The 12,352-nt window shown below is 56.5% G+C and carries 8 protein-coding genes; 2 read left to right on the forward strand and 6 right to left on the reverse strand.

Features of this window, described 5'->3' with window-relative positions; all coding sequences use genetic code 11:
* Positions 1–570 precede the first annotated feature (570 nt).
* Positions 571–3,276, forward strand: coding sequence for an HTH-type transcriptional regulator MalT (gene malT, locus M8013_RS04245; RefSeq protein WP_271266566.1), 2,706 nt, complete (start codon positions 571–573; stop codon positions 3,274–3,276).
* Between the two features lie 64 nt (positions 3,277–3,340).
* Here malT and M8013_RS04250 read toward each other — a convergent pair whose 3' ends face one another.
* Genes M8013_RS04250 through glpE form a run of 3 tightly spaced genes read right to left on the reverse strand, consistent with a single transcriptional unit; the run spans position 3,341 to position 5,323 of the window.
* A complete protein-coding gene (locus M8013_RS04250; protein ID WP_271266567.1) occupies positions 3,341–4,099 on the reverse strand; it encodes a DeoR/GlpR family transcriptional regulator in 759 nt (252 codons plus the stop codon).
* Between the two features lie 18 nt (positions 4,100–4,117).
* Positions 4,118–4,948 (reverse strand): rhomboid family intramembrane serine protease GlpG, encoded by an 831-nt coding sequence (gene glpG / locus M8013_RS04255; protein ID WP_271266568.1) that lies wholly within the window; start codon positions 4,946–4,948, stop codon positions 4,118–4,120.
* Positions 4,949–4,993: 45 nt separating this feature from the next.
* Positions 4,994–5,323 (reverse strand): thiosulfate sulfurtransferase GlpE, encoded by a 330-nt coding sequence (gene glpE / locus M8013_RS04260; protein WP_271266569.1) that lies wholly within the window; start codon positions 5,321–5,323, stop codon positions 4,994–4,996.
* A 187-nt stretch (positions 5,324–5,510) separates the two neighbouring features.
* Here glpE and glpD point away from each other — a divergent pair, with 187 nt between their 5' ends.
* Positions 5,511–7,019, forward strand: coding sequence for a glycerol-3-phosphate dehydrogenase (glpD, locus tag M8013_RS04265; protein ID WP_271266570.1), 1,509 nt, complete (start codon positions 5,511–5,513; stop codon positions 7,017–7,019).
* A 121-nt stretch (positions 7,020–7,140) separates the two neighbouring features.
* On the opposite strand, the gene glgP is transcribed toward glpD, so the two are convergent.
* From glgP to glgC, 3 genes are read right to left on the reverse strand one after another with little or no spacing between them, the layout of a single operon-like run.
* On the reverse strand, positions 7,141–9,588 hold the full coding sequence (gene glgP / locus M8013_RS04270; protein WP_271266571.1) for a glycogen phosphorylase: 2,448 nt from the start codon (positions 9,586–9,588) through the stop codon (positions 7,141–7,143).
* A 19-nt stretch (positions 9,589–9,607) separates the two neighbouring features.
* Positions 9,608–11,041, reverse strand: coding sequence for a glycogen synthase GlgA (gene glgA / locus M8013_RS04275; protein WP_271266598.1), 1,434 nt, complete (start codon positions 11,039–11,041; stop codon positions 9,608–9,610).
* A complete protein-coding gene (glgC, locus tag M8013_RS04280; RefSeq protein ID WP_271266572.1) occupies positions 11,041–12,336 on the reverse strand; it encodes a glucose-1-phosphate adenylyltransferase in 1,296 nt (431 codons plus the stop codon). The genes glgA and glgC overlap by 1 nt, the downstream gene beginning before the upstream one ends.
* Between the last annotated feature and the right edge of the window lie 16 nt (positions 12,337–12,352).

Here is a 12,352-nt window from a genome sequence, read left to right on the forward strand (position 1 = left end):
ATCCTGTAGAAAGAAATTAACACGTTGGTGCTAGTGTGCCTGGCTCCTCGGGCCACTTCCTCCTCCTGCGGGGGATTAGGCGGGGAGGAGTCTCGGGGATGAGCAGTAAACTGTGATCGTGGCCACTTTATGCCGTCAGGTTGCGCGAGAAACGGCGATAAAACAAGCGCCAGAAGGGGCGAAAAAAGCTGTGTTATTTCATACGAAATATATAAACAAGGTAATAATTACTTACCTGAAATAATATCTGTCAGAATAAGCTCTATCTTAGTGCGTTATTTTACATCGATAACCTGCAGAGATTTTATTAACTTTTAATGGCCTTTACGCTGCTCCTGACCTTTTTATGCATAACGTGCTTCTATGCTGCTTTCCAGTATCCATGCGCTTTAGAAGCCCATCGGAAAAGTTCCCTTAGCCTGCAATATATTTTTGTGACACAGTGCAAATTAAGGGACAGAAAACCCGGACATAACTTGCAATAAAAGGGTTTCTGACCGACCTTATAGAGATTAATTACGAAGCGCAAAAAAAATCAAATCTCGATTTCCACACAGTGAAGTGAACAATATGTTGATTCCGTCCAAATTAAGTCGCCCGGTTCGTCTTGACCATACTGTGGTCCGCGAACGCTTGTTGGCGAAACTTTCCGGCGCGAACAATTTTCGACTGGCGCTGGTAACGAGCCCTGCAGGCTACGGCAAAACGACGCTCATTTCTCAGTGGGCATCCGGTAAAAGCGATCTCGGCTGGTACTCTCTCGATGAGGGCGATAATCAGCAGGAGCGCTTTGCCAGCTATTTGATCGCCGCTATCCAGCAGGCCACTAACGGGCACTGCGTGACCAGCGAAGTGATGGTACAAAAGCGGCAGTATGCCAGCCTCTCTTCCCTGTTTTCCCAACTGTTTATTGAGCTGGCCGAATGGCATCGCCCGCTCTATCTGGTGATTGATGATTATCATCTGATCTCCAATCCGGTGATCCACGAGTCGATGCGCTTTTTCCTGCGCCACCAGCCGGAAAACCTGACCTTAGTAATCCTGTCGCGCAACCTGCCGCAGCTCGGCATCGCCAACCTGCGCGTGCGCGATCAACTACTGGAAGTGGGCAGCCAACAGCTCTCCTTTAACCATCAGGAAGCGAAGCAGTTCTTTGACTGTCGCCTGACTTCCCCGATTGAAGTCGCCGAAAGCAGCCGCCTGTGCGATGACGTCGCAGGCTGGGCCACCGCCCTGCAGCTGATTGCGCTTTCTGCCCGACACAACAATAGCCCGGCGCATCAGTCCGCGCGCCGCCTGGCCGGGATCAATGCCAGCCATCTGTCCGATTATCTGGTCGATGAAGTGCTCGACAGCGTCGATCAGTCGACCCGCCAGTTCCTGCTGAAAAGCTCCCTGCTGCGATCGATGAACGACGCGCTGATCGTGCGTGTGACCGGAGAAGATAACGGCCAGATGCGGCTGGAAGAGATCGAACGTCAGGGGTTGTTCCTGCAGCGCATGGACGATTCCGGGGAATGGTTTAGTTACCACCCGCTGTTTGGCAGTTTTCTGCGCCAGCGCTGTCAGTGGGAACTTGCATCCGAACTGCCTGACATTCACCGCGCCGCCGCCGAAAGCTGGATGGCGCAGGGCTTCCCGAGCGAGGCCATTCACCACGCGCTGGCAGCGGGCGATGCCCATATGCTGCGCGATATTCTGCTCAATCACGCCTGGAGCCTGTTTAACCACAGCGAGCTCACGCTGCTGGAAGAGTCACTGCGCGCCCTGCCGTGGGAAAGCCTGCTGGAAAATCCGCGTCTGGTGCTGCTGCAGGCCTGGCTGATGCAGAGCCAGCACCGCTACAGCGAAGTGAACACCCTGCTGGCCCGCGCTGAGCAGGAGATGAAAAGTGAGATGGATGCGGCGCTGCACGGCGAATTTAACGCCCTGCGTGCGCAGGTCGCCATCAACGACGGTAACCCGGACGAGGCCCAGCGCCTGGCAATGGGCGCACTCGAAGAGCTGCCGCTGGCGCACTTCTACAGTCGTATCGTCGCCACTTCCGTGCACGGCGAAGTGCTGCACTGTAAAGGCGATCTCACCCGCTCCCTGTCGCTGATGCAGCAGACGGAACAGATGGCGCGCCGCCATGACGTCTGGCATTACGCCCTGTGGAGCATGATTCAGCAGAGCGAAATTCTGTTTGCCCAGGGCTTCCTGCAGGCCGCCTGGGAAACGCAGGAAAAAGCCTTCAACCTGATCCGCGATCAGCATCTGGAGCAGCTCCCGATGCACGAGTTCCTGCTGCGCATTCGTGCCCAGCTGCTGTGGGCATGGGCCCGACTGGACGAAGCCGAAAGCACCGCCCGTCATGGGGTAGATGTGCTCTCCGCCTTCCAGCCTCAACAGCAGCTGCAGTGTCTGGGCCTGCTGGTGCAGTGCTCGCTGGCACGTGGCGATCTGGATAACGCCCGCAACCACCTCAACCGTCTGGAGAACCTGCTCGGCAACGGTCAGTATCACAGCGACTGGGTATCGAACGCCGATAAAGTACGGGTGATTTACTGGCAGATGATTGACGATAAAAAATCGGCGGCTAACTGGCTGCGCCAGACGCCGAAGCCGGAGTTCGCCAATAACCACTTCCTGCAGAGCCAGTGGCGCAACATTGCCCGGGCGCAGATCCTGTTAGGTGAGTTTGAACCGGCAGAAATCGTACTGGAAGAGCTAAATGAAAATGCCCGCAGCCTGCGTCTGATGAGCGATCTGAACCGCAACCTGCTGCTGCAAAACCAGCTTTACTGGCAGGCGGGTCGCAAAAATGATGCCCAGCGGGTGCTGCTGGAAGCGCTGCAGCTGGCGAACCGCACCGGCTTTATCAGTCATTTTGTGATTGAAGGCGAGACGATGGCCCAGCAGCTGCGCCAGCTTATTCAGCTGAATACTTTGCCGGAACTGGATCAGCATCGCGCCCAGCGCATTCTGCGGGAGATTAACCAGCATCACCGCCACAAGTTCGCCCACTTCGACGAAACCTTTGTCGAGCGGCTGCTTACGCATCCGGAAGTGCCGGAACTGATCCGCACCAGCCCGCTGACGCAGCGTGAATGGCAGGTTCTGGGGTTGATCTATTCAGGATACAGCAACGACCAGATTGCCGGGGAGCTGGCGGTGGCCGCAACGACCATCAAAACCCATATTCGCAATCTGTATCAAAAGCTGGGCGTCGCCCACCGTCAGGACGCAGTACAGCATGCTCAGCAGCTGTTGAAGATGATGGGTTACGGCGTGTAGGTCTTGTGCGGCCTGATGCCCTCACCCCACCCCACCCCTCTCCCACGGGAGAGGGCGCAAACCCTCAGCACAGTTCTAACTGCAACTTATGATCGCGAATCACCTGCAACACCCCTTCTGGCGGTAAGACGTCGGTATAGACCGCATCCACCATACTGATGCTGCCCATGTTCACCATTGCATTACGGCCAAACTTCGAGTGATCCACCACCAGCATCACGTGACGTGAGTTGTCGATGATCGCCCGCTTGGTGCGCACTTCGTGGTAATCAAACTCCAGCAGCGATCCGTCGGTATCGATGCCGCTGATGCCGAGGATGCCGAAGTCGAGGCGGAACTGGGAGATAAAATCGAGCGTCGCTTCGCCAATAATCCCGCCGTCGCGACTGCGCAACTCGCCGCCGGCGAGAATGATACGAAAGTCTTCTTTCTGCATCAGAGTGGTCGCCACGTTCAGGTTGTTAGTGACTATGCGCAGGTTTTCGTGGTTCAGCAGGGCGTGGGCGACCGCTTCCGGCGTGGTGCCGATGTCGATAAACAGCGTCGCGCCGTTGGGGATCTGACTGGCGACCTTGCGGGCAATCCGCTCTTTCTCTGAGGTCTGGGTCGCTTTGCGATCGTGCCATGACGTGTTCACTGAACTGGACGGCAGCGCCGCCCCGCCGTGGTGGCGGAGAATGCGGTTTTGATCGGCCAGATCGTTCAGGTCACGGCGGATGGTCTGCGGACTGACGGCAAACTGTTCCACCAGCTCTTCGGTGCTGACATATCCCTGCTTCTTCACCAGTTCGATAATGGCGTCATGGCGTTGTGTTTGTTTCATCAGAGTTCCCTGCCAGAATTATGTTCGTTTTCGCGCATGTAGCGTATCGGCAAACGCCATCGCCAGCCCAACGGCCAGCCCGGCCACGTGTGCGGCATTGGCAATCGCCATGCCAAACAGATCAAACCATCCGGCAACAATCCAGATTAAAGCAAAGGCCATTAACCCGCGCTCGAGATAGATCCCGCTGTCCGGATCGCGCTCACCGCGCAGCCAGACGTAGCCCATCAGCGCATACACCACACCGGAAAGCCCGCCAAACCACGGTCCGTTAAACTGATGCTGGATAAAGCCGCTGAGTAACGCGCTGATCAGCGTAATCACCACCAGTTTGCCGCTGCCAAGCCGCTTTTCCACCGCGCCGCCGAGATACCACCACCACAGCAGGTTAAAGAGGATGTGCATTACAGAGAAGTGCATCAGCGCGTGGGTGAAATAGCGCCAGAATTCGAATTTCAGGGACGGGTCAAACGGCCAGGCAAGCATGATCATCACGGGCTGATCGCCCACCACGTTCATGATGATAAACACCAGAATACAGGCGGCGCTGATGAACAGCGTGAAAGGCCCCGCGCGTTCGCGCAACGTCGCAAGGAAAGGAAAGCGCTGATAGCGCAGGCCGCTGTCAGTCTGGCCCGACTGCCAACTCGCCGCCAGATAGCGCGGATCGGCCGGGTTTTCCAGAAAACGCGCCAGTTCAGCCTTAACCCGCTCGGCCTGGCTTTCATCCGCCAGCCAGACGTCAATCTGGGTATGCTGTTGAAGGGTGAGGATAATGCCCTGCGTCGCCATGTAGTCGACAAACGCCTGGGCGACGCGCGGGTTAGTAAAAGAGGTAATCATCAGCATCGGCGACAGTCGCTTATTTCCACACAAAAGGGGACAGTATATACCCTAAACGTCGAGGTGCTCGACTTCTGCCGGGAAATGGCGATGCCAGGCGTCGAAACCGCCGTCCACGCTATAGACCGCATCATAGCCCTGCTGCAGTAGATATTGCGCCGCACCCTTGCTGCTGTTGCCGTGATAGCACATCACCATCACCGGGGTATCAAAATCGTTATCCTGCATAAAGGTGCTCAGTGAGGCATTCGTCAGGTGAAAGGCACCCGGCGTATGGCCAATGGCAAAACTTTGCGGATCGCGGATGTCCACCAGCACGGCCGTTCCCTGGTGCATTTTCTGGTGCGCTTCTTCGACGTTAATACATTCAAACTGTTCCATGGTGCTCTCTGTTGTTCGTTCAGTGGGGCATTTTACCGCCTAGTGTACGTCCTGGCGGCGGTTAAACGCCATTATGTTAGCTGTATCACTCAAAATTGTTTTTTTGATGTTACTAAAAGCGCGTTCCTTTGCTAGTATGAGCGATATCGAACATTTTTGAGCTTTTACGAAAGTGCGTGAGGATGCAATGGAAACCAAAGATCTGATTGTAATCGGTGGCGGTATCAACGGGGCAGGTATTGCGGCAGATGCCGCCGGACGCGGTTTATCCGTCCTGATGCTGGAAGCACAGGATCTCGCCTGTGCCACCTCCTCCGCCAGCTCCAAGCTTATCCACGGCGGCCTGCGCTACCTGGAACATTACGAATTCCGCCTGGTCAGCGAGGCGCTGGCCGAGCGCGAAGTGCTGCTGAAAATGGCTCCCCACATCGCCACCCCCATGCGTTTTCGTCTGCCGCACCGCCCGCATCTGCGTCCGGCGTGGATGATCCGCACCGGGCTGTTTATGTACGATCATCTGGGTAAACGCACCAGCCTGCCCGCCTCGGCCGGTGTGCGATTTGGCGCAGACTCCGTCCTCAAGCCAGAGATCGTGCGCGGATTCGAATATTCCGACTGCTGGGTGGACGACGCCCGTCTGGTGCTCGCTAACGCGCAAATGGTTGAACGCAAAGGCGGTGAAGTGAAAACCCGCACCCGCGCCCTCTCCGCTCGCCGTGAAAAGGGCCTGTGGATCGTTGAAGCGGAAGATATTGATACCGGCGAGCGCTTCAGCTGGCAGGCACGCGGTCTGGTCAATGCCACCGGCCCGTGGGTGAAACAGTTCTTTGACGATGGGATGAAACTGCCGTCGCCGTATGGCATCCGCCTGATCAAAGGCAGCCATATCGTGGTCCCGCGGGTTCATACCCAGAAGCAGGCTTACATTCTGCAGAACGAAGACAAGCGCATCGTGTTTGTGATCCCGTGGATGGATGAGTTTTCTATCGTCGGCACCACCGATGTGGAGTACAAAGGCGATCCGAAAAACGTCGGTATCGACGAAAGCGAGATTAGCTACCTGCTGCAGGTGTATAACGCGCACTTCAAAAAAACGCTGGCGCGCGATGACGTGGTTTGGACCTACTCCGGGGTGCGTCCGCTGTGCGATGACGAATCCGATTCTCCGCAGGCGATCACCCGTGACTACACGCTGGATATCCACGATGAGCAGGGTAAAGCGCCGCTGCTATCGGTATTTGGCGGCAAGCTCACCACCTATCGCAAGCTGGCGGAACACGCGCTGGAGAAATTGTCCCCGTACTATCAGGGCATCGGTTCAGCCTGGACCAAAGGCGCGACGCTGCCTGGCGGCGATATCGACGGTAATCGCGATGACTACGCGGCAAAACTGCGCCGCCGCTATCCCTTTATCAGCGAATCCATGGCCCGTCACTACGCCCGCACCTACGGCAGTAACAGCGATCTGCTGCTGAATAAGGTGACAAGCCTCAGCGATCTGGGTGAAAACTTTGGTCATGAGTTTTATGAAGCCGAGCTGCGCTATCTGGTTGAGCATGAGTGGGTACGCCGCGCAGACGATGCGCTGTGGCGTCGCACCAAAGAGGGCATGTGGCTGAATGCGGAGCAGCAGTCTCGCGTGGCACAGTGGCTGGAGCAGTACGCGCAAAAGCGAGAGTTATCGTTAGCGTCGTAAAACGTAGGCCCGGTAAGCGCTAGCGCCACCGGGCGATTACAGGGCGGTGCGGCCTGATGCCCTCTCCCACGGGGAGAGGGAGAACACATTAAAAAAGGCAACTTTCGTTGCCTTTTTGCTTTTATAACCGCACTGGATCGATATGCCAGATGGTTTCGGCATACTCTTTGATGGTGCGGTCAGACGAGAAGTAGCCCATGTTGGCGATGTTGTGCATCGCTTTGGTGGTCCACTCTTCTTGTTTACGATACAGCTCGTCAACCCTGTCCTGACAATCCACATAGCTGCGGAAGTCTGCCAGCACCTGATAGTGATCGCCAAAGTTAATCAGCGAATCCACCAGATCGCGGTAGCGGCCAGGCTCGTCCGGGTTAAACAAGCCGGTGGCGACCTGCGTCAGCACCTGGCGCAGCTCTTCATCCTGCTCGTAAAATTCCCGCGGGTTGTAGCCCTGCTTACGCAGTTCCTCCACCTCTTCCGCCGTATTACCGAAGATGAAGATGTTCTCTTCACCCACGTGCTCCAGCATCTCGACGTTAGCACCGTCCAGCGTGCCGATGGTCAGCGCGCCGTTCAGAGCAAACTTCATGTTACTGGTGCCGGAGGCTTCAGTACCCGCCAGCGAGATCTGTTCCGAGAGATCGGCGGCCGGAATGATCATCTGCGCCAGGCTCACGCTGTAGTTCGGGATAAAGACGATCTTCAGTTTGTCGCCAATCTGCGGATCGTTGTTGACCACTTTCGCCACGTCATTGATCAGATGAATAATGTGCTTCGCCATGTAGTAGGCCGAGGCTGCCTTACCGGCAAAGATATTCACCCGCGGCACCCAATCGGCATCCGGATCGGCCTTGATGCGGTTGTAGCGCACAATCACGTGCAGCACGTTCATCAGCTGACGTTTGTACTCGTGGATACGTTTGATCTGCACGTCGAACAACGCTTTTGGGTTGGCAACCACGTTCAGGTGCAGCGCCAACCATACTGACAGGCGCTTTTTATTCAGCAACTTGGCATCGCGCACCGCTTTGTTTACCGTCGGGAAATCTGCGTGCTGTTCCAGCTCGCTCAGCTGGCTTAAATCGGTACGCCAGGTGCGGCCGATATTTTCGTCAAGCACCTCTGAGAGCGGCTGGTTGGCCAGCGCCAGCCAGCGACGCGGCGTAACGCCGTTGGTCACGTTGCAGAAACGCATCGGGAAGATCTTCGCGAAGTCGGCAAACAGCGACTGCACCATCAGGTTGGAGTGCAGTTCGGACACGCCGTTGACCTTGTGGCTGATCACCACCGCCAGCCACGCCATGCGCACCCGACGGCCGTTGGACTCGTCGATAATCGAGGTGCGGCTCAGCAGACCGGTGTCGTGCGGATACTGCTCCTGCACGGTTTTCAGGAAGTAATCGTTGATCTCAAAGATGATCTGCAGATGGCGCGGCAGAATTTTGCCCAGCATGTCCACCGGCCAGGTTTCCAGCGCTTCGCTCATTAACGTGTGGTTGGTGTAGGAGAACACCTGGCACGTCACCTCAAACGCCTCATCCCAGCTGAACTTATGCTCATCGATCAGCAGACGCATCAGTTCAGGGATCGACAGCACCGGATGGGTGTCGTTCAGGTGAATGGCGGTTTTTGCCGCCAGGTTGGCGTAGGTTTTATGCAGCTGATAGTGACGGCTTAGAATATCCTGGATGGTCGAGGAGACCAGGAAGTACTCCTGACGCAGGCGCAGCTCGCGCCCGGAATAGGTCGAGTCATCCGGGTACAGCACGCGGGAGACGTTCTCGGAGTGGTTTTTATCCTCCACTGCCGCAAAGTAGTCGCCCTGGTTAAATTTGCCGAGGTTAATCTCGCTACTGGCCTGGGCATTCCACAGGCGCAGCGTGTTGGTGGCGTCAGTGTCGTAGCCTGGAATGATCTGGTCGTAGGCCACCGCCAGGATCTCTTCGGTTTCGACCCAGCGGGTCTTCTTGCCTTCCTGTTGCACGCGCCCGCCGAAGCGCACTTTGTAGCGCGTGTTGTGGCGCTTGAACTCCCACGGGTTGCCGTATTCCAGCCAGTAGTCCGGGGACTCTTTCTGCCGTCCGTCAACGATGTTCTGTTTGAACATGCCGTAATCGTAGCGAATGCCGTAGCCGCGTCCCGGCAGGGCAAGCGTCGCCAGCGAATCGAGGAAGCAGGCCGCCAGACGCCCGAGGCCGCCGTTGCCTAAACCCGGATCGTTCTCTTCATCAATCAGCTCTTCTAAATCTAACCCCATCTCTTCCAGCGCGTTTTTTACGTCGTCATAGATACCCAGTGACAACAGCGCATTGGAAAGGGTGCGGCCAATTAAAAACTCCATCGACAGATAGTAAACCTGCCGGGTCTCCTGCGAGAGCTGGGCGCGGTTCGAGCGCAGCCAGCGTTCTACCAGACGATCGCGCACTGCAAACAGAGTAGCGTTCAGCCACTCGTGTTTGTTGGCAATCACCGGATCTTTGCCGATGGTGAACATCAGCTTATAAGCAATTGAGTGCTTTAACGCCTCAATGCTCAATGTGGGAGACGCATAAGAAAATGGTGCATTCATATCAATGATTCCAACATTGTTACATCAAGCGTTGATAAAGATCGCGGTAGGATTGGGCCGCCACTTGCCAGCTGAAATCCATGGCCATCGCCTGCCGCTGAACAAAACGCCATAAAGACGGCCGCGACCACAACACGAACGCACGGCGGATCGCGCGCAGTAGCGACCACGCATTACTGTCTTCAAACACAAAACCACTGGCGATACCGTCAGCCAGGTTTTCCAGCGACGTGTCGGAAACGGTATCCGCCAGTCCACCGGTGCGGCGCACCAGTGGCAGTGTGCCGTACTTCAGACCGTACAGCTGAGTTAAACCGCACGGCTCAAAACGACTCGGCACCAGGATAACGTCAGCGCCCGCCATAATGCGGTGCGAAAATGCCTCGTGGTAGCCAATCTGTACCCCTACCTGCCCCGGATGTTCGGCCGCCGCCGCCAGGAATCCCTCCTGCAGAACCGGATCGCCTGCGCCAAGCAGCGCCAGCTGTCCGCCCTGCTCCAGCAGGCCCGGCAGCGCCTCGAGCACCAGGTCGAGCCCTTTCTGGCTGGTCAGACGGCTCACCACCGCAAACAGTGGCACCTTCTCGTTGACCTTCAGCCCCATGGCGATTTGCAGCTGACGTTTGTTATCGGCCTTATCTTCCACCGAGTCGCGGCTGTAGCGCGCGGTCAGCAGCAGATCGGACTCCGGACTCCAGATTTTTTCGTCCACACCGTTCAAAATGCCCGACAGGCGTCCTTCCCGATGGCGCTGGGTCAGCAGGCCTTCCATCCCGTAGCCAAACTCCGCTTCGGTTATCTCCCGCGCGTAGGTCGGGCTGACTGCCGTAATGTGATCGGCATAGAACAGCCCGGCTTTCAGGAACGAAATCTGCCCGTTAAACTCCAGCCCGTGCATGTTAAAGAATGACCATGGCAAATCGATGTCATTCATGTGTTTGGCTAAATACAGGCCCTGGTAGGCCAGGTTATGCACCGTAAACACCGACTTCGCCGGATGGCCGCGCGCCGCCAGATACGCCGGGGCTAACCCGGCATGCCAGTCGTGGGCGTGCACCACATCCGGGCGCCAGAACGGATCCAGCCCGGTGGCCATCTCCGCCCCCACCCAGCCGAGCAGTGCAAAACGCAGCACGTTGTCGGGATAGGCGAATAAGTTGGTGTCGTGGTACGGGCTCCCTGGACGGTCATACAGGTGCGGCGCGTCAATCAGGTAGATGCCCACGCCGTTGTAATGACCAAACAGTAATGTGATGCGCCCGGCAAACGTATCGCGACGGCTGACAATCTGCGCATCAGGTATGCCGCGACGAATGTCTGGAAAAGCGGGCAACAGCACGCGAGTATCGACACCACCGGCAATTTGCGCCGCCGGTAACGCACCAATCACATCCGCCAGCCCGCCGGTTTTCAGCAGCGGGAACATCTCAGAACATACGTGTAAAACCTGCATCATCGCTCCTGTTTGATCTGCAGTTTGCGCAGCATTTCACGCGTAACCAGTACGATGCCCTCTTCTGAGCGATAGAAGCGACGCGCATCTTCTTCGGCGTTCTCACCGATAACCATCCCCTCCGGGATGATGCAGGCGCGGTCGATCACGCAACGACGCAAACGGCATGAGCGTCCTACCCATACATCTGGCAACAATACTGTCGAATCAATGTTGCAGAAAGAATTCACCCGCACGCGCGGGAACAGCACCGACTGCACCACCACCGAGCCGGAAATGATGCAGCCGCCGGAGACCAGCGAGTTCAGCGTCATGCCGTGGCTACCGGTACGATCCTGCACAAACTTCGCTGGCGGCAGCGACTCCATGTGGGTACGGATTGGCCAGTTGTGGTCGTACATGTCCAGTTCCGGCGTCACCGAGGCTAAATCCAGATTGGCCTTCCAGTACGCTTCCAGCGTTCCGACGTCGCGCCAGTACGGTTCTGAGTTTGGGTCGGACTGCACACAGGACAATGGGAAAGGATGTGCATAAGCCATGCCAGACTTGGTGATTTTCGGGATGATGTCTTTGCCGAAGTCATGGCTGGAATTCTCTTCCTTGTCGTCCTCTTCCAGCAGCTCATAAAGATAATCAGCATCAAAGACATAGATGCCCATGCTGGCGAGAGAGCGGGTCGCATCGCCCGGCATGGCTGGCGGGTTAGCCGGTTTTTCGACAAACTCGATTACCTTGTCGTTTTCATCCACCGCCATTACACCAAACGCCGACGCTTCGGCAATGGGCACCGGCATGCAGGCGACGGTGCAGCGTGCACCTTTTTCGACGTGGTCGATCAGCATCCGCGAATAGTCTTGCTTGTAGATATGATCCCCGGCGAGGATCACCACGTATTCAGCGTCATAGCGACGAATAATATCGAGGTTCTGCGTCACCGCATCCGCCGTGCCGCGATACCAGTTTTCACCGTGCATGCGCTGCTGAGCGGGCAGAAGGTCGACAAACTCATTCATCTCTTCGCTGAAGAAGGACCAGCCGCGCTGGATGTGCTGCACCAGGGTATGAGACTGGTACTGGGTGATCACGCCGATGCGGCGGATGCCAGAGTTAAGGCAGTTAGAAAGGGCAAAATCGATAATACGGAATTTACCACCGAAGTGGACGGCGGGTTTGGCGCGCTTAATGGTTAAATCTTTTAATCGGGTACCGCGGCCGCCAGCAAGAATCAGGGCAACAGATTTTAATGGAAGCTGACGCGCTAACATTAATGGGTCGTTCTTCTCTAACCTAACCATGATCAACTCCTTTTAT

This window comes from Silvania confinis (genome assembly GCF_025564085.1).
Classification (GTDB): domain Bacteria; phylum Pseudomonadota; class Gammaproteobacteria; order Enterobacterales; family Enterobacteriaceae; genus Enterobacter; species Enterobacter confinis.